Origin of the sequence: Cupriavidus phytorum, from assembly GCF_003254285.1 — a bacterium.
Classification (GTDB): Bacteria; Pseudomonadota; Gammaproteobacteria; order Burkholderiales; family Burkholderiaceae; genus Cupriavidus; species Cupriavidus phytorum.
The window spans coordinates 1-21,467 of sequence record NZ_QKZN01000017.1 but is presented as its reverse complement, the minus strand read 5'-3'; the positions used below and the strand labels follow the sequence as shown (position 1 = coordinate 21,467).

Here is a 21,467-nt window from a genome sequence, read left to right as displayed (position 1 = left end):
CCGGGGGGCGGGGTTCACGCCGCGGTGCCGGCCCCGCAGGACGCTTGCCAGCCCCTGGCTGGCCGCGGAAAACCAGCTTCTGGCGGGTCCCATGCTGCTTGTTGGCCAAGATGTCGCTGCGCCGACGGCCAGGCCGGTCAGTGCTTGTGGTCGCCGTGGCCGGCGTGGCCGCCGCTGGCAGCAGCGGGCACCATGCTGCGCACCTCGGCCGTGACCTTCTGCTCGACCACCTTGCCGCCCTGCTCGATCTTCAGCGTGATGGGCACGGTATCGCCGGGCTTGAGCTGGGCCTTCAGGTCCATCAGCATCACGTGGTAGCCGCCCGGCTTCAGTTCGACGTTCTGCATCCTGGGCAGGTCCAGCGACTTGAGCTGGCGCATGCGCATCACGTTGCCTTCCATCTTCATCTCGTGCAGCTCGGCCGCCGCCACCGGCGACGACACGCCGACCAGCTTCGCATCCTGGTGCGCGTGCAGCACCATGAAGGCGCCCGAAGCGGTCTGGGTCGGCACCGTGCCGCGCACCCAGGCGTTGCTGACATCGACCTGGGCCAGCGCGGCGCCCGATGCCAGCGTGGCGGCCAGGGCAAACGAAGCGGCCAGCGTGGCCGGGCGGAATTTGGCTTGCATCAAAGGCTCTCCTGAAAGCAGACATTAGACCATGGCGAGGACCGTCCCGCCTGCGCCCGGCGTGGCCCCCGGGCACGCGCGCTCGACCGCGCAACCAGCCAGTCTGGCAGCCGCCGCGGCGGCGCGCCAATGCGGCAAGGTGTCGCACGCGCCGGCGCCCCGCGGCGGCATTGATACACTCGCGCCATGCGCCCCGCCCCAGCCATGACCCGCCTGCCCGACTTCCCGTTCCTGTCGCCCCTGCCGGCCGGCAGTTCGGCACGCCATGGCCAGGTGACGCTGCGCCGGCTGTTCTGGCTGCGCTGGGCGCTGCTGGGCGGACAGGCGCTGACCGTGCTGGTGTGCGAGCCGATTGCCGGCATCCGCCTGCCCTACACGCCGCTGCTGGTGGTGCTGGGGCTGCAGGCGCTGTTCAACCTGCTCACCGGCCTGCGGCTGCGCCAGCACACGCGGCGCAACAGCGCGCCCGGCGAGGCCGAGCTGATGGGCCAGCTGCTGGTCGACCTGACCGCGCTGTCGGCGATCCTGTTCTACACCGGCGGTGCCACCAACCCGTTCGTCTCGTTCTACCTGCCGGGGCTGGCCATCGCCGCGGCCATCCTGCCGTGGCGCCAGGTGATTGCGCTGGCGCTGTACGCGCTGGCCTGCTACACGGTGCTGCTGATCGAATACGTGCCGCTGGACCTGCACAACCCGGACAACGCGGTGACCTACCACCTGGCCGGCATGTGGCTGAACTTTGTCGCCAGCGCGGTGATGATCGCGCTGTTCGTGGCGCGCCTGTCGGGCGTGCTGCGCCAGCGCGAGGCGCAGCTGAACCTGGCGCGCGAGCAGCTGCTGCGCGAAGCGCGCGTCGAAGACCTGAACGGCCAGGCCGCGGCGGTGGCGCATGAAATCGGCACGCCGCTGGCGACGCTGGCCGTGATTGCCGGCGAGCTGCGCGCCGATGCCTCCGACGCCGGCCGCGGCGCCGCCGCCATCAGCGGCTATCTGCCCGACCTGCAGACCATGGAGCAGCAGCTGGCGCTGTGCCGCTCGACCCTGGCGCGGCTGCGCGAAGACCCGGCCACGCTGGCGCCGCAGCGCATCGACGGCTGGCTGCCGGCGTTTGCCGAACGCTGGCAGCTGCGCCATCCCAATGCCAGCCTGCAGGCTGTGGCAACGCCGGGCGCCGGCGCGCAGTCGGTGGAAACCGCGCGCGTGGGCCAGATCCTGACCATCCTGCTCGACAACGCCGCGCGCAGCCAGCAGGCGGCCGGGCGCGGCGCGCAGCCGCTGCAGCTGCAGATCGCCATGGCCCCGGGCAATACCGCGCCGTGGCTGTCGTTCCGCGTCGCCGACCACGGCGACGGCATCCCCGAAGCGCTGCGCGGCCAGCTTGGCGAAACCCCGGTGGCCAGCCAGCACGGCGGCCAGGGCATCGGGCTGTACCTGGCGCAAAGCGCCGCCCGGCAGATGGGCGGCGAACTCGCCTGGCACGACCGCCCCGGCGGCGGCACCGTCGCCGAACTGCGCCTGCCCGTGCTCTCCACGCTTTCCACCTCGGCGGCTGCCGCCGCCACCGTGCCCTCTGCCTTATGACCGAACCCCTTACCCCGGTACCCGAAGCCACCGCACCGGCCGGCACGCCCTTCCTGGTGATCGACGACGATGAAGTCTTTGCCGGCACGCTGGCGCGCGCGCTGACGCGCCGCGGCTATGCCGTGGCGGTGGCGCATGATGGCCGCACCGCGCTGGCGCTGGCGGCGCGCACCGACTTTGCCTACGTCACGCTGGACCTGCACCTGGAGCCGCCGCCCGCAGCCGGCAGCACCGCGCCCGCCGAGTCCGGGCTGCAGCTGGTGGCGCCGCTGCGGCAGGCCCTGCCCGACGCGCGCATCCTGATCCTGACCGGCTACGCCAGCATCGCCACCGCGGTGGCGGCGGTCAAGCAGGGCGCCGACGAATACCTGGCCAAGCCGGCCAATGTCGATTCGATCCTGACCGCGCTGATGGCGGGCGTGTCGGAAGACGCGGCGCAGGCCGCGCTGGAAGAACCGGTGCCGCTGTCGGTGGCGCGGCTGGAGTGGGAGCATATCCAGCGCGTGCTGGCCGAGCACGGCGGCAATATCTCCGCCACCGCGCGGGCGCTGAACATGCACCGGCGCACCTTGCAGCGCAAGCTGGGCAAGCGGCCGGTATCACGCTGACCGCGCTGAAGGATCCCTCCAATGCAAAAAGGCCGCGCACGTGCGCGGCCTTTTTTGCATGGCGCGGCATGACGCCGCCTTACAGGCGCAGCTGGACGTAGTCCCACTCCAGGCCGTCGGCGCCGTCCGGAGGCGTGCCGCTGTCGGCAATGCGCATGGCATCGCCGGCATGGCGGTCCGCCAGCGTGAACAGCGCGCCCGAATCCAATGCCAGCGTCGCCGCCGCCGCAGCGGCCGCGCCGAGGGTGCCCGATTGCGCGGCCTCGGCCGCCGGCATCGGCGGACGGATGCAAAGGAAGGCCGTGGCGGCGGCCAGCGCGGCCAGCAGGCCGCCCGTGGCAAGCACGACCCGGCGGGTCTTGTAATGGACCATGTGATTTCTCCTGCCAGTGGGTTGAGGGGGATGCGGTGGCTCCCGCACCGGTCAATCGACCGTCAAGGTGCGCAAGGGTCGCATCGTCCGGCAACGCCGGCCAGCGGGCTTACCAATGCTTACGAGCCTTACCGGGATGTGGCAGGCCGAAACGCACGGACATGAAAAAAGGCGCACCGTGGTGCGCCTTACTTGGGCCGGCTGCGGGCTTTACAGCACGTAGCGCGACAGGTCCTCGTTGCCGGCCAGGTCGCCCAGGCGCTGGTCGACATACGCGGCGTCGATAGTCACGGTCTCGCCGGACGACTTGCTGGCGTGGAAGGACAGGTCCTCCAGCAGCCGCTCCATCACCGTATAGAGCCGGCGCGCGCCGATGTTCTCGACCTTCTCGTTGACCGAGAACGCGATCTCGGCGAGCCGGCGGATGCCGTCCGGCGCGAACACCAGGTTGACCTCTTCGGTGTTCAGCAGCGCCTGGTACTGCTTGGTCAGGCTGGCATCAGTCTGCGTCAGGATGGCCTCGAAGTCCTGCACCGACAGCGATTCCAGTTCGACGCGGATCGGGAAGCGGCCCTGCAGCTCGGGGATCAGGTCGCTCGGCTTGGACAGGTGGAACGCGCCCGAGGCAATGAACAGGATATGGTCGGTCTTGATCATGCCGTACTTGGTGTTCACCGTGGTGCCCTCGACCAGCGGCAGCAGGTCGCGCTGCACGCCCTGGCGCGACACCTCGCCGCCGCCGATATCGCTGCGGCTGGCGATCTTGTCGATCTCGTCCAGGAACACGATGCCGTTCTGCTCGACATTGGCGATGGCCTTGTGCTTGAGCTCCTCGTCGTTGACCAGCTTGGCGGCCTCTTCGTCGATCAGCAGCTTGAACGCTTCCTTGACCTTCATCTTGCGGCGCGCCTTCTTGCCCTGGCCCAGGCCGGCGAACATCGAGCGGATCTGCTCGGTCATGTCTTCCATGCCCGGCGGGCCCATGATGTCCATGCTCGGCATGCCGGCGGAGACCTCGAGCTCGATGTCCTTGTCGTCGAGCTGGCCTTCGCGCAGCTTCTTGCGGAACACCTGGCGCGTGTTGGAATCCTTCTCTTCCGGCTGCGAGAAGCCGATATCGCGCGGCGGCGGCAGCAGCACGTCGAGCAGCCGGTCCTCGGCGGCGTCCTCGGCCTTGGTGCGCACCTTCTTCATCTCGGATTCGCGCGTCTGCTTGATCGCCATCTCGGCGAGGTCGCGCACGATGGTGTCGACGTCGCGGCCGACATAGCCAACCTCGGTGAACTTGGTCGCCTCGATCTTGATGAAGGGCGCGTCGGCCAGCTTGGCCAGGCGCCGTGCGATCTCGGTCTTGCCGACCCCGGTCGGGCCGATCATCAGGATGTTCTTGGGGGTGATTTCCTGGCGCAGCGGCTCGGCCACCTGCTGGCGGCGCCAGCGGTTGCGCAGCGCCACCGCCACGGCCTTCTTGGCCTTGTTCTGGCCGATGATGTGCTTGTCGAGTTCGGAAACGATTTCCGACGGGGTCATGGTGTGCGGCATGGTATCCGTTCAGTTGGGGCGCGGTGCGCGGGGGACGTACGCCGGCCCCCGCTGGTGCCAGCGGCTTATTCCAGCGTCTCGATGACGAAATTGGTGTTGGTATAGATGCAGAGCTCGCCGGCGATGGTCAGCGCCTTCTCGACCACGTCCTTGGGCGCCATCTCGGTGTTCTCCATCAGCGCCTTGGCCGCCGACTGCGCATACGCGCCGCCCGAGCCGATCGCGGCGATGCCGCCTTCGGGATCCAGCACGTCGCCGTTGCCGGTGATGACCAGCGTGGTGTCGCGGTCGGCGGTGATCAGCATGGCCTCCAGCCGGCGCAGCGCGCGGTCCGAGCGCCAGTCCTTGGCGAGGTCGACCGCGGCGCGGGTCAGGTTGCCCTGGTATTTCTCGAGCTTGGCCTCGAAGCGGTCCAGCAGCGAGAAGGCGTCGGCGGTGCTGCCGGCAAACCCGACCAGCACCTTGCCGTTGTAGATGCGGCGCACCTTGCGCGCGGTGCCCTTCATCACGATATTGCCGAGCGTGACCTGACCATCACCGCCCAGCGCGACCTGATTGCCGCGGCGGACGCTGACGATGGTAGTGCCGTGATACTGTTCCATGGTGGCTTCCGTGAATATGTCAGGACCGTAGTTGGCGACGCCTGCGCGCGGTTTCAAGGCCTGTCGTGCACCGCGCGGGCGCGGCGGCAGTCTGACCAATATAGGACGCCGGCCAGCGCCGGTCGCGGCGAGCGAAAACAAAAAGGGCCATGCGCAAGGCATGGCCCTTCGGCACAACGCGCCGGCCAGCAGGCCAGCGCGCCGCATCAATCACTCCATCAGATCAGTCCGCATAGACGCCGGCCTTCTTGATCACCGGGGTCCACTTGTTGATCTCGGCGGCCAGGAAGGTGCGCAGCGAATCCGGCGTGGCGCGCTGCGCCGGCACGGCCTCGGCGCCCAGCTCGGCCATCTTGGCGCGGAAGGCCGGGTCGGCCACCGATTTCTGCAGCGCCGCCGACAGCTTGTCGATCACCGGCTTGGGCGTGCCCTTGGGCGCGTACATGGCGTGCCAGATCTTCACCTCGACGCCCGGCAGGCCCTGCTCGGCGGCGGTCGGGATATCCTTGAAGGCTTCCACGCGGCGCGACTGCATGGCCGCGTACGGCTTGAGCGCGCCCGCCTTGAGCTGGCCGGCGATATTGGTGGTCTGGTCGCACATCAGATTGACCTGGCCACCCAGGATGTCGGTCAGCGCCGGCGCGGTGCCCTTGTACGGCACCGTGGTCAGCTCGGTCTGGATCGCGCTCTGGAACAGCAGCCCGCACAGGTGCGAGGCCGAGCCGATGCCGGCATTGGCCAGCGACAGCTTGCTGGCATTGGCCTTGATATACGGCACCAGGTCCTTGAAGGTGTTGGGCGGCAGCGACTTGTTGCCCACCAGCACCATCGGCACGTCGGCGATCTCGCCGACCATCTCAAAGTCCTTGAGCGGATCGAAGCCGAGGTTGCGGTACAGCGCCGGAGCCGTGGACATGCCGATATGGTGGATCAGCACGGTGTGGCCATCGTTCTTGGCCTGGACCACCTTCTTGGCGCCGATGGTGCCGCCGGCACCGCCGAGGTTCTCGATCACGATGGTCGCGCCCAGGTGCTTGGACATGATCATGGTCAGTTCGCGCGAGACCTTGTCGGTCGGGCCGCCCGCGGCGAACGGCACCACCGCCGTCACCGGCTTGCTGCCCGGATATTCCTGGGCGTACGCGCCCGTCGCCACACCCATCGCGCTGACTGCCATAGCGGCCGCGACCATCTTTGCCACTCGTTTCATGCTCTCTTCTCCTGGTTCCCGGTAATACCCGTCTGCAATGCGTTGCCGCCGGCCTGGCGCCCGCGTGGGCGGGCGCTCTGGCGCGGTCTCTCTGGCCGCGCTTGGACCATGCCGGCTGGCTTCGCTGCCCCGCGTAAACTGCAAGGGCGGGGCTTGATGTTAACCACAGCAGACAATAGGCAGGTATAGGGGCTAACCCGCCTGCAATCCGCGGCATATGGCGGGAAAGCGGGAAGAACTGGCAGCTATCGCCCACAAACTCCGCGTTTCGCGACAGCCGCCGCCGGCTAGCGGAAGAAACCGAGCATTTCCTCCAGCAGCGGCTCGGGGGCTTCCTCGGGGATGTAATGGCCGCAGGGCAGCGCGCGCCCGCTCACGTCGGCGGCCACTTCCTGCCACAGCGCCAGCGGCTCGAAGCAGCGCGCCACCACGCCGTGCTCGCCCCACAGCACGCGCAGCGGCAGCGCCAGGCGGCGCCCGGCCTCGCGGTCGGCGCGGTCGTGCTCGAGGTCGATGGTGGCGGCGGCGCGGTAGTCCTCGCACATGGCGTGCACGCGGGCGGGGTCGCGCATCGCCGCGGTGTAGGCGGCCATCGCATCGGGCGCGAACGCGGCCAGGCCGGCGTGGCGCAGGCCCATCAGCTTCTGGATATAGAAGTCCGGCTCGGCGTTGATCAGGGTCTCGGGGAACGGCGCCGGCTGGATCAGGAAGAACCAGTGCCAGTAGGCCGCGGCGAACGCCATGCTGGTGCGCTCGTACATGGCCAGCGTGGGCGCGATGTCGAGCAGCATGGCACGGCTGACCGCCTCGGGATGGTCCAGGCAGAGGCGGTGCGAGACGCGCGCGCCGCGGTCATGGCCGCACAGCGCGAAGCGCGGGTAGCCGAGGGCGGCCATCAGCGCCACCTGGTCCTGCGCCATGGCGCGCTTGCTGTAGCGCTCGTGGCCGGCATTGCCGGGCGGCGCAGCGCTGCTGCCATAGCCGCGCAGGTCGGTGGCGATCACGGTGAAGTGGTCGGCCAGCGCGGGCGCCACCCCGTGCCAGATCAGGTGGCTTTGCGGGTGGCCGTGCAACAGCAGCAACGGCGGCCCCGAGCCGCCCCGCACCCCGGCGATCTCGACCTCGCCGACCTGTTGCCGGAACGGTTCGAAATTCGGGAACAGCAGCGCGCTCGCGTCATTCAGCATGGGGGTCTCCGCTCAGGTGGTCCTGTGCCGATCATAAGCGCAATCCGCCGTCGCGGCTGACGCAACTGAATTGCAACAACCGTAGGGCTATGGTTAAATCCGGCCATGACCCGTTCCAGTCCGGACCGGCCGGCCCTGGCGCCGGAACCGGCAAGCCCGACCCCGTCGGCCCTGGAGGCCGCCCATGAACGCCTGCGCCGGCTGGGCGCGCGCGTGACCCAGCCGCGGCTGTGCATCCTGGCCTGCCTGATCGGCAGCGACGAGGCGCTGACCCACCAGGCCGTGATCGACCGCCTGCCCGACGCCGGCGAGACCATCGACCGCGTCACCGTCTACCGCGTGCTGGACTGGCTGGTAGACCAGGGCGTGGCGCAGAAGCGGGCCGGCAACGACCGCGTGTTCCGCTTCAGCCTGGTCGAGCACGAGGCCGCGCGCGCGCAGGAGCATCGCCAGCACAGCCATTTCCACTGCACCCGCTGCGACCGCACCTTCTGCCTGGACGATGCCGCCGCACCGGCGCAGCCGGCCGCGCCGCGCGTGCCCAGCGGCTTTGCCATCGAACATGTCGAACTGACCGTGAACGGCGTCTGCGCCGAGTGCGGCAAGCGTCCGCGCGCCGCCCACTGACCGGCACTCATTTCCCGGAGAACCAACAATGTCCAAACTGATTCCGGTCACGATCCTGACCGGCTTCCTCGGCAGCGGCAAGACCACCCTGCTCAAGCGCATCCTGAACGAGCAGCACGGCATGAAGATCGCCGTGATCGAGAACGAGTTCGGCGAAGAAAACATCGACAACGAGATCCTGGTGCAGGATGGCCGCGAGCAGATCGTGCAGATGAGCAACGGCTGCATCTGCTGCACTATCCGCGGCGACCTGGTGCAGGCGCTGTCGACGCTGCTGACGCGCCGCGACGCCGGCGAGATCGACTTCGACCGCGTGGTGATCGAGACCACCGGCGTGGCCAACCCGGGCCCGGTGGCGCAGACCTTCTTCATGGACGAAGAGATCGCCTCGCGCTACCTGCTCGACGCGGTGATCACGCTGGTCGATGCCAAGCACGCCCACCTGCAGCTCGACCAGCAGGAAGAGGCGCAGCGCCAGGTCGGCTTTGCCGACGCCATCTTCATCACCAAGTCCGACCTGGTAGGCGAAGCCGACGTGGCCGAGCTGCGCCATCGCCTGCTGCATATGAACCCGCGCGCGCCGATCCGCCTGGTCAATTTCGGCGAGGCCCCGATCGAAACCATCTTCGACCTGCGCGGCTTCAACCTGAACGCCAAGCTCGAGATCGACCCGGAATTCCTGCGCGCCGAGGAACACGACCACGACCACGCGCACGACCATGAGCACGGCGACCATTGCGGCACCGACTGCGGCCATGATCACGATCACGGTCACGACCATGGTCATGCGCACGACCACCATCACCACCACAACCACACCGACCGCATCGCGTCGTTCGTCTTCCGCAGCGACAAGCCGTTCCACTACGGCAAGCTGGAGGAATTCCTGTCCGGCATCCTGGCGGTCTACGGGGAAAAACTGTTGCGCTACAAGGGCGTACTATATATGGAGGGGGTGGACCGCAAAGTGGTGTTCCAGGGCGTTCACCAGCTGATGGGCAGCGACATCGGTGCCAAGTGGGAAGACGAGACCCCGGGCACGCGCATGGTGTTCATCGGCGTGGACCTGCCCCGCGACGCCATCCTCAAGGGCCTGGAGAACTGCCTGGCCTGAGTGCGCCTGCCGTCCCATGGGCGGCATCCCTTCCGACACCGCCGCGCGGCTGCCCCCCGTTCGGGGTACCGGGGAAATACCGAAGCGCCAGCCGGTTTTCCCCATATCTCCGAAAAATTTGTTCAAGTACAATAGGCCGGATTTGATACCGGTGGCGCACCTTTTTCCCGCCACCGGTGTCCGGTCCACCGCTTGCCGGTGGACTTGCAGGGCGGCGGTTGTCGTCAGCATGAGGCAGGCCGCCAGCAGGTGCGGTCGCAGTGCTTCGTGCGGAGACCGCCTGTTCCGCTTGGGGTACCCCGACGCGCGCCGTCACTGACTGACGCGAGAGAGAGGTGTCCCCATGACAGCCGCAACGAAGACCAAAGAAAGCCGCAGCAAGACTGGTAGTGCAGCGGCAGAGACGCTCAAGGCGCAGCCTGTGAAGGCCGCGCCCGCTCCCCGCGGCAGTACGGCGAACGCCGAAGCGGGCGCAAGGAAGGGAGGCCCGCGAAGCAGCAAGACTGCAGCCAGCCAGAGTGAAACAACCGTGGCGCGCAAGCGCGCGGACAGCGCACCCGAGCGGACTGAGACGCCGCCGGCCGCATCAACAAGAGAATCAGCAGCAACCATGAGCAGCAACAAACTTCTGACTGAAGCTGAAATCCTGAAGATGAGCGACAAGGATTACATGAACGAAGCGCAGCTCGCCTTCTTCAAGCACCGCCTTGAACAGCTGCGCGACGAAATCCTGAAGAACGCTGACCAGACCACGGAACACCTGCGCGAAACCGTGATCGTGCCGGACCCGGCCGACCGCGCCACCATCGAGGAAGAACACGCGCTGGAGCTGCGCACGCGCGACCGCGAGCGCAAGCTGCTGAAGAAGGTCGAACAGTCGCTGCAGCGCATCGAGTCCGGCGACTACGGCTGGTGCGAGGAAACCGGCGAGCCGATCGGCGTGCCGCGCCTGCTGGCGCGCCCCACCGCGACGCTGTCGCTGGAAGCGCAGCAACGCCGCGAACTGCGCCAGAAGCTGTTCGGCGACTGAAGCACGGCGCGCCGGCCAGCCGGCGCAGCCTGCGCAACATCACGGCCCGGATACCCCGGGCCGTTTGTTTTTGGGCCCCGCACCAGCGCTTGTCGCGCCATGGCCACGGCCCGACATTGAGAATCATCCGGCTGTTGCCGCCGCGGCCTTTCTGGTAAATTCGCAACCTTGTTGCAACAGCGCGCGCGACCTTTACGCGCTGCGTTGCCTCCTCCACATTCCCTGCTGCTGCCATGGCTGATCGCCTGCCCGTCACCGTGCTGTCCGGTTTTGCCGGCGCCGGCAAGACCTCGCTGCTGAACCACCTGCTCGCGCATGGCGCGGGCGGGCGTGTCGGCGTACTGGTCTGCGGCGCGCAGGACGGACAAACGCTGGCGCCCTTGCCGCCCGGTTGCGAGGCCACGCTGCTGCCGTCGGGCGAGCCACTGCTCGCCGAAGCCGCAAGGCTGGCCGCCACGGGCCGTTTCGACGCGCTGCTGGTCGAGGCCGACGGCCTGGACGAGCCGCTGGCGATTGCCGAAGGCTTCCTGTTCGAGGCCGAGCATGGCGCGGGGCCCGGCGCGGCCGTGCAGCCTGATACGCTGGTAACCGTGGTCGATGCCGCCACCGTGCTGCGCGATCTCAACGAAGCCGAATTCCTCGCCGAGCGTGGCCTGACGCAGGACCAGGACGACCGCACCGTGGCCGAAGTGCTGGTGGCGCAGATCGAAGGCTGCGACGTGATCGTGCTGAACAAGGCCGACCTCGTCGATGCCGCGGAGCTGGCGCGGCTGCGCGCGGCGCTGCAGGCGCTGAACCCGCGCGCCGACATCGTCGAGGCCAGCTTCGGCAAGGTGCCGCCCGGACGCGTGCAGGGCACCGGCCGCTTTGATTTCGAAGCCGCCGCCGATGGCGCCGGCTGGCTCGCCGCGCTGCGTGGCGAGGCGCCCGCGGCGGATGCCGCCAACGGGGTGTCCACGCTGGTCTACCGCCGCCGCCGCCCATTCCACCCGCAACGCTTCGCCGACCTGATCCATACCGAATGGCTGCGCGAGCATGGCAGCGTGCTGCGCTCCAAAGGACTGTTCTGGCTGGCGGGCCGCATGGAGACCGCGGGCGACTGGAACCAGTCCGGCGGCGTCTGCCGCCATGGCGGCGCCGGCGCCTGGTGGGCGGCGCTGGACCCGGCGGAATGGCCGGCCGACGCCGCCGAGCGCGCGGAAGTGGAAGCCGACATGCATGACGGCGGCGCCCCGGCACCGTTCGGCGACCGCCGCCAGGAACTGGTGCTGATCGGCCTGGACCTCGACCACGCCGCGCTGCAGGCCCGTCTCGACGCCTGCCTGCTGAGCGATGCCGAGATGGCCGCCGGGGTGGAGGCCTGGGCCGCGTATCCGGACCCGTTCCCCGCCTGGGTCGATGATTTCGACGACGACCACGACCATGGCCACGACCACAGCCATGGCGATGACTGCGGTTGCGGCGATCCCGGCCACGATCACGATCACGGTCATGGCGGCCACGGCGGCCCTCCCCATGCGCACTGACTGGTTCGCCCGCCTGCGCGCACACGGCCCGGGCCTGTGGTCCGCGCTGTGCCTGGCGCTGTGCCTGCTGCTGGCGCAGCATGCCGGGCTGACCCACCGCATCGTCCATGGCGGCCTGTTTGCACCGGCCGGCGCCCCGGCCGCGGCCAACGCCGCCGCGTCCGACAATGACCCGCACCCGCGGTCGCAGGCCTTCAGCGGTCACTCGTGCGTGCTGTTCGATGGCGCCACCGTCGCCGACACCCATTGCGGCAAGCTGCCGCCGCTGCAGCTTGCTTACGGCAAGCCGGTCAAGCCCGCCAGCCTGGCCTGGCGCTGGCCCGACCTGCCCTCATCCCAGCCCTTCCAATCGCGCGCCCCGCCGCCGCCGGCCATCGCCCTCGCCTGATCCGGGACGCGGCCAGCGCCGCGCCCCCGCCGTCTTACGCATTCCGAGCTGAACACGCGCCCTGTCGGCCGCGCCGCCATGCCCCATCGCGGGTGTGCCTCGCCTGGCCGGATGCCGTCGTGCCAGCCGGGCCGATTGCCACTGCATTGCTACGCGCGCCATGTCGAAGAACCGTTACACCGCCCGCCGTTTTACCCAGCCTGCCTCCCTGCGCCTGACCCCGCTGGCTACACTTGCCGCCTCGCTGACCGCCACGCTGGCCACCGCCCTGGTGGCGCCCGCCGCGCTGGCGCAGACCACCACGGCGCCGGCCGCCGAGGCCGCTCCTCCCGCCGCCGTGCCTGCCGCCGTGCCTGCCTCCGCGCCAGCCACCCCGGCCGGCGCCACGCTGCGCGAAGTCGTGGTCACCGCCAACCCGCTGGGCAGCGACCTGAACGACATGGTGGCGCCGGTCTCGACGCTGGGCGGCGACGCGCTGACCGTACGACAGGCCAGCACGCTGGGCGAGACCCTCGACAAGCTGCCCGGGGTGTCGTCGACCTATTTCGGCCCCAATGCCAGCCGGCCGGTGATCCGCGGCCTCGACGGCGACCGCATCAAGGTGCTGCAGAACGGCGGCACCACGGTCGACGCCTCGACGCTGTCCTACGACCATGCCGTGCCGGTGGACCCGCTGGTGGCCGAGCGCATCGAAGTCGTGCGCGGGCCGGCGGCGCTGATGTACGGCGGCAATGCCATCGGCGGCGTGGTCAACGTGATCGACAACCGCATCCCCAAGGAGCCGATCGAAGGCGTCGGCGGCGCGGTCGATGCCAGCGCCACCGCCGGCGGCGACCAGGCGCGCAACGCCAGCGCGCTGATCGAGGCCGGCAACGGCAAGTTCGCGGTCCACGCCGATGCCTTCGCGCGCAAGACCAGCGACCTGCGCATCCCCGGCTACGCGCGCAGCGACCGCCTGCGCAACGCCGAGCCGCTGCCCGACGGCGAGGCCGAACCGTACGGCCGCCTGCCCAATACCAGCGCCGACCAGCAGGGCGGCTCGCTGGGCGGCTCCTACACCTGGGCGGATGGCTTCCTCGGCGCCAACTACAGCGCCTACCGCAACGACTACGGCACGCCCGCCGAGGACGCGGTGCGGCTGAAGATGAAGCAGGACCGCTTCGCGCTGGAAGGCGAGGCGCGCAACCTGGCGGGCAACACCGGCGGCTGGTTCGAGTCGGTCAAGGGCAAGGTCAGCTTCACCGACTACGAGCACCGCGAAATCGAGGACGGCGAGACCGGCACCATCTTCAAGAACCGCGGCTGGGATGCGCGCTTCGAGGCCCGCCACGCGAAGATCGGCAACCTGACCGGCGTGGTCGGCACGCAGTTCGGCCATACCAACTTCTCGGCGCTGGGCGAAGAGGCCTTCGTGCCCAGCACCAACACCGACAACGCCGCGCTGTTCCTGTTCGAGGAAATGCCGCTGACCGCCGGCGGCGACCTGAAGCTGAATTTCGGCGGCCGGCTCGATCACAGCAGCGTCAAGGCCAGCGCCAACGGCAACGACCGCTTCGCCGACGCCAACCGCAGCTTCAACGCCACCAGCGCCTCGGCCGGCCTGCTGTACAAGATGAACCCGGCCTGGTCGCTGACCAGCAACCTGTCCTACACCGAACGCGCACCGACCTTCTACGAGCTGTACGCCAATGGTCCGCACGTCGCGACCGGTGCCTGGGAAGTCGGCGATCCGAACGCCAACAAGGAGCGCGCCACCTCGATCGACCTGGGCGTGCGCTTCAAGTCAGGCGCGCACAGCGCCGGCATGTCGGGCTACTACAGCCGCTTTGCCAACTACCTCGCGCTAAGCGCCACCGGCCGCGCGCGCGACGAGGCCGGCGACGTGGTCGCAGTCGGCAGCCCGGATGCGCTGCCCGAGTTCCAGTACCTGGGCGTGCCGGCGACGCTGTACGGCTTCGAGGCCGAAGGCAAGACGCGCCTGCTGCAGAAGATGCTGACCAGCAGCGACACGCTCGACTTCGAGGCGCGCGCCGACTACGTGCGCGGCGAAAACCGCGACACCGGCGAGCCGCTGCCGCGCCTCGCGCCGCTGCGCCTGGGCGGCGCGCTGGTGTATGGCGCCGGGCCGTGGGGCGCGCGCGTCGACGTCACCTACGCGGCCAAACAGACGCGTGTGCCGTCCAACGACACGCCGACCGATGCCTACACGCTGCTGAGCCTGGCGCTGACCTACAAGTTCAAGGTGGCGGGCACGCAAACCCTGGTGTACCTGCGCGGCGACAACCTGACCAACCAGGACGCGCGCAACGCGGCCTCGATCCTGCGGGATATCGCGCCGATGGCTGGCAGGAGCGTGAAGGTAGGGTTCAGGACGTCGTTCTGACGACGAGACTGCGGTGCGGGTGGGGCGGTACTTCGTGGAGGCGCCGGCCCTCTCCCCCGGCCAAATTCAAACAAACCTAATCCCGATTCACCACCCACTCCCCCTCGACCTGCGCCGCCCCCACCCGCGCCAGCGCCCCCACCGTCTGGGCGCAGATTTCCGCCATCTGCTGCCCCGCCATGAAGCGCTCGCGCATGTGGGCCATCAGCGGCGCCGCCTCCATCCACGCGGCCAATGCCGCCAGCGTCATCCGCTGCGCCTCGAGCAGCTTGAATTTCACCAGCACCTTGACCGCATGGGCGGCATTGCGCGCCGGGTCGGCACTCAGGTACGCCAGGCGTCCCTGCGCGCGTTCGACCGACGCGGCGACGTCGGTGAACACGCTGCCGTGGCCGGGAATCACCACGCGCACGTCGAGCTGCGCGATGCGCGCCAGCACCGCCGCCTGTTCGGCGAAGCCGCTCTCGCCCTCCAGCTCGGGAAAGATCACGCCGAAGCCGTTCTGCCACAGCGCGTCGCCGGAAATCAGGATGCGCTCGGCCGGCGCGAACAGCATTACCGCGTGCGGGTCATGGCCGGGGGCCGCCACCACCTGCCAGTCGATGCCGCCCAGGCGCAGCGTGTCGCCGTCGTTCAGCACGCTGTCGAAGGTAAAGCGGTCGCACTGCTGGCCGGTGGCCTTATAGCTGAGCGCATCGGTATCCCACGCCGCCACGGCCTCGGCCTCGGCTGCGGGGATCGCGGTGCGCGGCTGCCAGCGCGCCTGCAGCGCGGCATTGCCGCCGCAGTGGTCCGAGTGCAGATGGGTGTTGATCACGCGCGCCAGCGGCCGGCCCTGCAGCGCCGAGGCCACCAGCGCCAGCGTCTGCGGCGCGTGGGTGACGTAGCCGGTGTCGACCAGCGCGGTATCGGCGCCGTCGTCGAACAGGATGTTGTTGGCCGACAGCCAGCCGCGCTCGAACACGCGCATGGTGGCCGGCAAGCGCGGCACGGTGTTTTCGCTCACGACGATGTCTCCTCGCCCGCCAGCCCTGCGGCGCGCCGCGGCAGTTGCGCCCAGATGCGGCGCTTGTCTTCGTCGCCGGCTGACGACCAGCCGGCAATCTCTTCGATGGTGCGCAGGCAGCCCTCGCAATAGCCGCTCGACGGGTCCATGCGGCAGACGTTGCGGCACGGCGACGGCACCGGCGTTGCCCGCATCGCGGCGTCGGCCTGCCTGGCCAGTTCCGCGGCGAGCGAGGCGGGCGAAGGCGGCGAAGGCGGCGAAGGGGGCATCGTAGCCATGGCGTTGCGCGCGCTCGCTACTCAGCCCGCCGCGCGCGCAGCCTTGGCCGCGACCTTCTGGTTGAAGCGGCCGACGTCGATCAGGTGGCGCTCGTGCACGCCCTCCGAGATCTTGTCCTGGCCGTCCCACGCGCTCAGCTGGAAGCGCAGGCGGCGCCCGTCGACCTCGACCAGTTCACCCCTGACCGTCACAGTCATGCCCGGCGGGGTCGGCGCCAGGTGCGAGAAGCTGACCAGCGTGCCGAGCGACTGCTCGCGCGGCCAGTCGAGGTGTTCGCGCAGCATCTGCAGGCAGGCACACTCCATGATGCCGACCAGGTAGCCGGTGGCCAGCACGTCGGGCATCTCGGGGCAGCCCGGGATATCGTCATACAGGCGCGGCACCGTGGCCTTGGGCGGCACCGTGTATTGCCAGGTGAAGGCCAGACCGGGGCGCAGGTCCGGGCTCATGCCGCGGCTCCGGAGGTGCCAGCGGCGGCCGCCGCGACATCGGCCACTTCGGCCCCGGTCATCTGCTGCAGCTGGTGCGGGGTCAGGTTGAACACCGCGTGCGGATGGCCGGCCGCGGCCCACAGGCTGTGATAGCGAAACAGGTCCTGGTCCAGCAGCATCACCGGCGCCACCGCATGGCCGATCGGGCAGACGCCGCCGATGGCATAGCCGGTCTTCTCGCGCACGAAGCGCGCGTCGGCCTTGCCCAGCGCGCCCACGCGCGCGGCCACCTTGGCTTCGTCGACGCGGTTGCTGCCGCTGGCGATCACCAGCACCGGCGCATCGTCGGCGACGCGGCGGAAGATGATGGACTTGGCGATTTCGGCCACGCTGCAGCCGAGCCCGGCGGCGGCCTCGGCCGAGGTCTTGCCGGTCGCGGGCAGCATCACCACGGGCCGGTCGTGGCCGAGGCCGGCCAGCAGGTCGGCCACGCGCTGCGCGGACTCGGGCAGCGCTTGGTCAGGCATCGTCATGCGTTCTCCTGTTTGCGCACCGCGCGCCTTACACGCAGGCCGGCGCCGCGTCGCTGGCGGCGGCCCATTTGGTCAGCAGGGCGCGGCCCACGCGCGAACTGTTGGCGCGGCCGATCGCCTGCGAGATGTAGTCGCCGGCGCGCACCACCGCTTCCAGGTCGATGCCGGTGTGGATGCCCATGCCATGGAGCATGTACAGCACGTCCTCGGTGGCGACATTGCCGGTGGCGCCCTTGGCATAGGGGCAGCCGCCCAGGCCCGCGACCGAGGCGTGGAAGATCGCGATGCCCACTTCCAGGCTGGCCAGGATGTTGGACAGGGCCTGGCCGTAGGTGTCGTGGAAATGGCCGGAGAGCCGGTCCAGCGCAAACTCCGCCGCCGCGGCGCGCATCACTTCCTGCACGCGCACCGGCGTACCCACGCCGATGGTGTCGGCGATGTCGATCTCGTCGCAGCCCAACTCGCGCATGCGGCGCACCACATCGACCACCGAGCTGACCGGCACCTCGCCCTGGTAAGGGCAGCCGAGCGCGCACGAGATGCTGCCGCGCAGGCGCACGCCCTGCTCCTTGGCCGCCGCCGCCACCGGCGCGAAGCGCGCGATCGACTCGGCGATCGAGCAGTTGATGTTCTTCTGCGAGAACGCCTCGCTGGCCGCGCCGAAGATCACCACCTCGTCGGCCCCGGCCGCGATCGCGCCCTCGAAGCCCTTCATGTTCGGCGTCAGCGCCGAATACAGCGTGCCCGCGCGGCGCTGGATGCGCGCCATCACGTCGGCGCCGTCGGCCATCTGCGGCACCCATTTGGGCGACACGAACGAGGCGGCCTCGATATTGACGAAGCCGGCGTCGGTAAGCTGGTTGATCAGCGCGACCTTCACGTCGGTCGGCACCATCGCCTTCTCGTTCTGCAGGCCGTCGCGCGGGCCCACTTCAACGATCTTCACGTAGTTCGGCATGGTCATGGCTGTCTCCTGTCGTTTATTCGGTGGGGATTTGGTTGGCTCGTTCGGTAATCAATAGCCGCGCTGCAGGTCGACCACGCCCGCGATCGGCTGGCCGGCGCGCAACGCGCGGATCTTGCCGGCGATCTGCGCGATGCTGTCCTCGCGCAGCGTCAGCGCCGAGATATGCGGCGTAATGGTGATGCGCGGCTCCTGCCAGAACGGGTGGTCGGCGGGCAGCGGCTCGGTGCGGAACACGTCCAGCGTCGCGCCCGCGACCTGGCCGGCCTGTACCGCCGCGAGCAGGTCGGCTTCGACCAGGTGCTGGCCGCGCGCGACATTGATCACGTAGGCACCTTGCGCCAGCTTGCCGAACAGTTCGCCGTTGAGGATGTTCTCGGTCTGCGGCGTCAGCGGCAGCACATTGACCAGCACGCGCAGGCCGTCCAGGAACGGCGCGCGGCCGGCATCGCCGTGGAATCCCACCACGCCCTCGACGGCGCGCGCGGTGCGGCTCCAGCCGCGCACCGGGAAGCCGAAGCCGGCCAGCGTGCGCGCGATATGCGTGCCGAGCGTGCCGATGCCCATCACGCCAATGGTGAAGTCCTCGCGGCGGTGCGGCTTGAGGAATTTCCACTTGCCGGCCTGCGCCTGGGCGGCGTAATCGTCCAGCCGGCGGAAATAGCGCAGCACGGCAGAGGTGACGTATTCGGCCATCTGCGCCGCCATGCCCGCGTCGTCCAGCCGCACGATCGGCACGCCGGCCGGCAGTGCCTGAGGATCCTCGTCGCGCAGGCGCAGGATGCCGTCGACGCCTGCGCCGAGGTTGAACACCGCCTTCAGGTCGGTGCGGCCGCGCAGCATCTCGACCGGCGGGCGCCACACCACGGCGTAATCGGCGGCCTCGCCGCGGCTGTCGTCCCAGGTCACGCAGGTGGCTTCGGGCAGCGCCTCGGCGAAGCCTTCGATCCAGGGTTCGTAACGGCCATCCGGAACGTACAACTGCAACTTCATGATGTCTCCAGCGACTCTGGTGGTTCAAAGGGCTATTTTGGCAGAGGAATGCGCCGCGGGGGCGGATGGCGGAAACGCCGCCAATGGAAAATGCCCCGCGCTGGCGGGGCATTTCCATGGTTTGCGCGGCTCGCGCGGTCTTGTGCGGCGGCGCCAGGCGGCGCGCGGGCCGCTACTGGTAGTTCATGTTGAGCGTCGCGATGGCGCTCACGCGGCCGCTGGTCACGACCGGGCTGGTCTTGAAATACCGTGCGGTCATCGGAATGCTGACGGCCTCGTTGTCGCTGGTGGTCAGCACATACGGAGACGACACCCCATTCAGCGTGACCGGCACCTTGCCTTGCAGCACCTGTACCCCGACGCCGGTGGCCATGCCGCTGCCGGCCTGGTTTGCCAGCACGCCCGGGGCATTCGACGGGTCCGCCGTGCCGTCCAGTTCGTAGGCGATGCTGATGCCGGCATCGCACACCAGCGGAATGCCGAACGGCGTCGCGCCTTGCGTCGAACCGACGCCGCCGAAGCTCTGCAGGCTAGCGGTTGGCAGCGTGACGATGATGTTGTTGTTGGTGACGCGGCAGCCCGCCGTCCGGATATTGACCTGCGTACTGGTGAAGTTGGTCGAGGTAGCGACGACGGTGCCATACATGGACGTCGCGGTGGGATTCTGGAACGCGATCACGCCCGGCGTAATCGGCCCGGTCTTGATCAGCTGCACGCGATACAGCGCGGGCGGCAGATAGACGCCGCGCAAATTGGGCAGCGTCTGCTGCACCCGCGGCCAGCTCTGCACCATGGCCTGGGTGATGTCGGCCGGCTGCACGCTGAGCGTGTTCGACCATCCGGTCCGGATGCCGACGCCAGGGACGCCGGTTTCATAGACGCCGGCGCCGGCCGCCGGCATCATCGGCATGGCATAGCCATAGCTCCAGGTTTCGAGCGGGTCGCATTCGATGTACGCGGAAGCGCTGCCGACCCAGCCGGTATCGAACAGGACGCTGCCGTTGGGCAAGTCCCGCGCAACGGTGAGGCTGGCGGGCAACGACATGGTCGAACTGACGCCGGTGCCGGTACACGCGGCCCCGGCGGTGCCCGAAGTCAGCAAGGCCCAGAGAAGGATCCGGCATAGCGTGCGTAGCATGGAAAGTCGGCGTGACGGGCTGAAGGTCCGCAATTCTAGTCACGACGCATCAAGCCCAAGCGTAGGAGGTATCCCAATTTCAGCCGGAAAAGTCATAGCCGAGATGCCCTCGCGCGCTCTGCCGCTTCCGGGCCAGCGCCATCGCGCCGGTTCCTGGCCGCAGGGCTATTTCCCCGCAAACGCCAGCAACTGCGCCCCTTCCGCCACCTGCTCGCCGACGCCGTAAAGGATTTCGCTGACCACCCCGTCGGCCGGCGCGCTGATGGTGTGCTCCATCTTCATCGCCTCCATCACCAGCAGCGGCGTGCCGCGCGTGACCGTGCTGCCGGCCTCGACCATCACGGCGATGACCTTGCCCGGCATCGGCGCGGTCAGCTTGCCGCCCTCGCCTTCGGTTTCGCCCGCGTGGGCGAGCGGGTCGAGCCAGGCCAGGCTCACATGCCGGCCGGCGTAGAAGACGTGGAAGGTATCGCCATCGGCATGCACCTGTCCGCGCGTGCGCCGCGTGCCGAGGTTGACGCGAAGATCGTCCGCCTGGCAGGTATAGGCAAAGGGCGCGGCCTGGTCGGCGTAGATCAGCGTGCTGCCGCGCGCATTGCTGTCCAGCTTCACGTCGAGCACCTGCTCGCCATAGCCGAAACGCAGCGTGCGCGACACGCCGCCATTGAGCCGCCACACGCCGGCGTGGGTCCACGGCGAGTGCGGATCGGCGGCATCGATGCGCAATTCGCGCGCCTCGCGATCCAGCAGCGCCGCCACCGCCAGCGCGATCACTTCCATGCCGACCGGCGCCGGCGGCGGGAACAGGACCGCCTCGTTGCGCGCGATCAGGCCGGTGTCGAGATCGGCGGTACGAAACGCCTCCGACTTGACCAGCCGCTGCAGGAACGCCACGTTGGTCGACAACCCCACCACGTGGTACGCCGCCAGCGCCTGGCGCATGCGCGCCAGCGCCTCGTCGCGGTCCTTGCCCCAGACGATCAGCTTGGCGATCATCGGATCGTAGAACGGGCTGATGGTGTCGCCCTCGCGCACGCCGGCATCGATGCGCACGCCGGCCGGGCCATGGGCATCCTCGCCGCGCATGAACTGCACCGCCGGCGGCGTGCGCAGGAAGCGCAGCGTGCCGGTGGACGGCAGGAACTGCTTGTCGGGATTCTCGGCGTAGATGCGTGCTTCCAGCGCATGGCCGTCGATGCGCAGCTGGTCCTGCGTCAGCGGCAACGCTTCGCCCGCGGCGACGCGCAGCTGCCATTCGACCAGGTCCTGGCCGGTGATCATCTCGGTCACCGGGTGCTCGACCTGCAGGCGCGTGTTCATCTC

At 69.1% G+C, this 21,467-nt stretch carries 22 protein-coding genes; 8 read left to right on the top strand and 14 right to left on the bottom strand.

Annotated elements, in window-relative coordinates; translation table 11 throughout:
* Positions 1-137: 137 nt before the first annotated feature.
* A complete protein-coding gene (locus C7416_RS26645; RefSeq protein ID WP_111521661.1) occupies positions 138-629 on the bottom strand; it encodes a copper chaperone PCu(A)C in 492 nt (163 codons plus the stop codon).
* 186 nt (positions 630-815) lie between these two features.
* Between C7416_RS26645 and C7416_RS26640 the strand changes: the two genes are divergently transcribed.
* Positions 816-2,210: an ATP-binding protein gene (locus tag C7416_RS26640; RefSeq protein ID WP_111521660.1), complete on the top strand. Its 1,395-nt coding sequence runs from the start codon at positions 816-818 to the stop codon at positions 2,208-2,210.
* Entirely contained in the window at positions 2,207-2,818 is a 612-nt protein-coding gene (locus C7416_RS26635) for a response regulator transcription factor (protein WP_062796328.1), read from the top strand. The genes C7416_RS26640 and C7416_RS26635 overlap by 4 nt, the downstream gene beginning before the upstream one ends.
* A 79-nt stretch (positions 2,819-2,897) precedes the next feature.
* Here C7416_RS26635 and C7416_RS26630 read toward each other — a convergent pair whose 3' ends face one another.
* The 5 genes from C7416_RS26630 to C7416_RS26610 form a co-directional block, all read right to left on the bottom strand.
* A complete protein-coding gene (locus C7416_RS26630) occupies positions 2,898-3,191 on the bottom strand; it encodes a hypothetical protein (protein WP_111521659.1) in 294 nt (97 codons plus the stop codon).
* Positions 3,192-3,401: 210 nt separating this feature from the next.
* A complete protein-coding gene (gene hslU / locus C7416_RS26625; protein ID WP_111521658.1) occupies positions 3,402-4,733 on the bottom strand; it encodes an ATP-dependent protease ATPase subunit HslU in 1,332 nt (443 codons plus the stop codon).
* A gap of 65 nt (positions 4,734-4,798) precedes the next feature.
* Positions 4,799-5,335 (bottom strand): ATP-dependent protease subunit HslV, encoded by a 537-nt coding sequence (gene hslV / locus C7416_RS26620; RefSeq protein WP_012351483.1) that lies wholly within the window; start codon positions 5,333-5,335, stop codon positions 4,799-4,801.
* Between the two features lie 223 nt (positions 5,336-5,558).
* On the bottom strand, positions 5,559-6,545 hold the full coding sequence (locus C7416_RS26615; protein ID WP_111521657.1) for a tripartite tricarboxylate transporter substrate-binding protein: 987 nt from the start codon (positions 6,543-6,545) through the stop codon (positions 5,559-5,561).
* 287 nt (positions 6,546-6,832) lie between these two features.
* Positions 6,833-7,732, bottom strand: a complete 900-nt coding sequence (locus C7416_RS26610) for an alpha/beta fold hydrolase (protein WP_111521656.1) — start codon at positions 7,730-7,732, stop codon at positions 6,833-6,835.
* 105 nt (positions 7,733-7,837) lie between these two features.
* Between C7416_RS26610 and C7416_RS26605 the strand changes: the two genes are divergently transcribed.
* From C7416_RS26605 to C7416_RS26580, 6 genes are all read left to right on the top strand, one after another.
* Positions 7,838-8,359 (top strand): Fur family transcriptional regulator, encoded by a 522-nt coding sequence (locus tag C7416_RS26605; protein ID WP_111521655.1) that lies wholly within the window; start codon positions 7,838-7,840, stop codon positions 8,357-8,359.
* A 28-nt stretch (positions 8,360-8,387) separates the two neighbouring features.
* Complete coding sequence (locus C7416_RS26600; protein ID WP_111521654.1) at positions 8,388-9,473, top strand: CobW family GTP-binding protein; 1,086 nt, start codon at positions 8,388-8,390, stop codon at positions 9,471-9,473.
* 610 nt (positions 9,474-10,083) lie between these two features.
* Entirely contained in the window at positions 10,084-10,503 is a 420-nt protein-coding gene (dksA, locus tag C7416_RS26595; protein ID WP_010813282.1) for an RNA polymerase-binding protein DksA, read from the top strand.
* A gap of 233 nt (positions 10,504-10,736) precedes the next feature.
* Positions 10,737-12,029 carry a GTP-binding protein gene (locus tag C7416_RS26590; RefSeq protein ID WP_111521653.1) on the top strand — a complete coding sequence of 431 codons (1,293 nt, stop codon included), beginning with the start codon at positions 10,737-10,739 and terminating at the stop codon, positions 12,027-12,029.
* Positions 12,019-12,417: a hypothetical protein gene (locus C7416_RS26585; protein ID WP_240988133.1), complete on the top strand. Its 399-nt coding sequence runs from the start codon at positions 12,019-12,021 to the stop codon at positions 12,415-12,417. The genes C7416_RS26590 and C7416_RS26585 overlap by 11 nt, the downstream gene beginning before the upstream one ends.
* Before the next feature lie 160 nt (positions 12,418-12,577).
* The gene (locus C7416_RS26580) at positions 12,578-14,800 is read left to right on the top strand and encodes a TonB-dependent receptor (protein ID WP_111521651.1); all 2,223 of its coding nucleotides are present in this window, start codon (positions 12,578-12,580) and stop codon (positions 14,798-14,800) included.
* Between the two features lie 76 nt (positions 14,801-14,876).
* On the opposite strand, the gene C7416_RS26575 is transcribed toward C7416_RS26580, so the two are convergent.
* The 8 genes from C7416_RS26575 to C7416_RS26540 form a co-directional block, all read right to left on the bottom strand.
* Positions 14,877-15,770 carry an MBL fold metallo-hydrolase gene (locus C7416_RS26575; protein ID WP_111521718.1) on the bottom strand — a complete coding sequence of 298 codons (894 nt, stop codon included), beginning with the start codon at positions 15,768-15,770 and terminating at the stop codon, positions 14,877-14,879.
* A gap of 32 nt (positions 15,771-15,802) precedes the next feature.
* A complete protein-coding gene (locus C7416_RS26570; RefSeq protein WP_240988132.1) occupies positions 15,803-16,084 on the bottom strand; it encodes a DUF1289 domain-containing protein in 282 nt (93 codons plus the stop codon).
* Between the two features lie 21 nt (positions 16,085-16,105).
* Positions 16,106-16,534 (bottom strand): thioesterase family protein, encoded by a 429-nt coding sequence (locus tag C7416_RS26565; RefSeq protein ID WP_111521649.1) that lies wholly within the window; start codon positions 16,532-16,534, stop codon positions 16,106-16,108.
* Entirely contained in the window at positions 16,531-17,049 is a 519-nt protein-coding gene (locus C7416_RS26560) for a YbaK/EbsC family protein (protein ID WP_111521648.1), read from the bottom strand. Before C7416_RS26560 ends, C7416_RS26565 begins: the two co-directional genes overlap by 4 nt.
* A gap of 28 nt (positions 17,050-17,077) precedes the next feature.
* Positions 17,078-18,013 (bottom strand): hydroxymethylglutaryl-CoA lyase, encoded by a 936-nt coding sequence (locus C7416_RS26555; protein ID WP_092317893.1) that lies wholly within the window; start codon positions 18,011-18,013, stop codon positions 17,078-17,080.
* A 51-nt stretch (positions 18,014-18,064) separates the two neighbouring features.
* Positions 18,065-19,006 (bottom strand): 2-hydroxyacid dehydrogenase, encoded by a 942-nt coding sequence (locus C7416_RS26550; RefSeq protein WP_111521647.1) that lies wholly within the window; start codon positions 19,004-19,006, stop codon positions 18,065-18,067.
* A gap of 172 nt (positions 19,007-19,178) precedes the next feature.
* Positions 19,179-20,144, bottom strand: a complete 966-nt coding sequence (locus C7416_RS26545) for a fimbrial protein (RefSeq protein ID WP_111521646.1) — start codon at positions 20,142-20,144, stop codon at positions 19,179-19,181.
* A 165-nt stretch (positions 20,145-20,309) separates the two neighbouring features.
* Positions 20,310-21,467: biotin/lipoyl-containing protein (locus tag C7416_RS26540; protein ID WP_309250944.1), on the bottom strand; the 1,158-nt coding region annotated here is incomplete at its 5' end.

Excerpts from the sequence above, each read along its gene's own strand:
- C7416_RS26550 (WP_111521647.1), bottom strand. The coding sequence starts at position 19,006 with ATGAAGTTGCAGTTGTACGTTCCGGATGGCCGTTACGAACCCTGGATC.
- C7416_RS26635 (WP_062796328.1), top strand. The coding sequence starts at position 2,207 with ATGACCGAACCCCTTACCCCGGTACCCGAAGCCACCGCACCGGCCGGC.
- hslV (WP_012351483.1), bottom strand. The coding sequence starts at position 5,335 with ATGGAACAGTATCACGGCACTACCATCGTCAGCGTCCGCCGCGGCAAT.
- C7416_RS26590 (WP_111521653.1), top strand. The coding sequence starts at position 10,737 with ATGGCTGATCGCCTGCCCGTCACCGTGCTGTCCGGTTTTGCCGGCGCC.
- C7416_RS26575 (WP_111521718.1), bottom strand. The coding sequence starts at position 15,770 with ATGCGCGTGTTCGAGCGCGGCTGGCTGTCGGCCAACAACATCCTGTTC.
- C7416_RS26565 (WP_111521649.1), bottom strand. The coding sequence starts at position 16,534 with ATGAGCCCGGACCTGCGCCCCGGTCTGGCCTTCACCTGGCAATACACG.
- C7416_RS26585 (WP_240988133.1), top strand. The coding sequence starts at position 12,019 with ATGCGCACTGACTGGTTCGCCCGCCTGCGCGCACACGGCCCGGGCCTG.
- C7416_RS26615 (WP_111521657.1), bottom strand. The coding sequence starts at position 6,545 with ATGAAACGAGTGGCAAAGATGGTCGCGGCCGCTATGGCAGTCAGCGCG.
- C7416_RS26555 (WP_092317893.1), bottom strand. The coding sequence starts at position 18,013 with ATGACCATGCCGAACTACGTGAAGATCGTTGAAGTGGGCCCGCGCGAC.
- C7416_RS26605 (WP_111521655.1), top strand. The coding sequence starts at position 7,838 with ATGACCCGTTCCAGTCCGGACCGGCCGGCCCTGGCGCCGGAACCGGCA.
- C7416_RS26610 (WP_111521656.1), bottom strand. The coding sequence starts at position 7,732 with ATGCTGAATGACGCGAGCGCGCTGCTGTTCCCGAATTTCGAACCGTTC.
- C7416_RS26560 (WP_111521648.1), bottom strand. The coding sequence starts at position 17,049 with ATGACGATGCCTGACCAAGCGCTGCCCGAGTCCGCGCAGCGCGTGGCC.
- C7416_RS26545 (WP_111521646.1), bottom strand. The coding sequence starts at position 20,144 with ATGCTACGCACGCTATGCCGGATCCTTCTCTGGGCCTTGCTGACTTCG.
- C7416_RS26580 (WP_111521651.1), top strand. The coding sequence starts at position 12,578 with ATGTCGAAGAACCGTTACACCGCCCGCCGTTTTACCCAGCCTGCCTCC.
- C7416_RS26645 (WP_111521661.1), bottom strand. The coding sequence starts at position 629 with ATGCAAGCCAAATTCCGCCCGGCCACGCTGGCCGCTTCGTTTGCCCTG.
- C7416_RS26570 (WP_240988132.1), bottom strand. The coding sequence starts at position 16,084 with ATGGCTACGATGCCCCCTTCGCCGCCTTCGCCGCCTTCGCCCGCCTCG.
- C7416_RS26630 (WP_111521659.1), bottom strand. The coding sequence starts at position 3,191 with ATGGTCCATTACAAGACCCGCCGGGTCGTGCTTGCCACGGGCGGCCTG.
- C7416_RS26600 (WP_111521654.1), top strand. The coding sequence starts at position 8,388 with ATGTCCAAACTGATTCCGGTCACGATCCTGACCGGCTTCCTCGGCAGC.
- hslU (WP_111521658.1), bottom strand. The coding sequence starts at position 4,733 with ATGCCGCACACCATGACCCCGTCGGAAATCGTTTCCGAACTCGACAAG.
- dksA (WP_010813282.1), top strand. The coding sequence starts at position 10,084 with ATGAGCAGCAACAAACTTCTGACTGAAGCTGAAATCCTGAAGATGAGC.
- C7416_RS26640 (WP_111521660.1), top strand. The coding sequence starts at position 816 with ATGCGCCCCGCCCCAGCCATGACCCGCCTGCCCGACTTCCCGTTCCTG.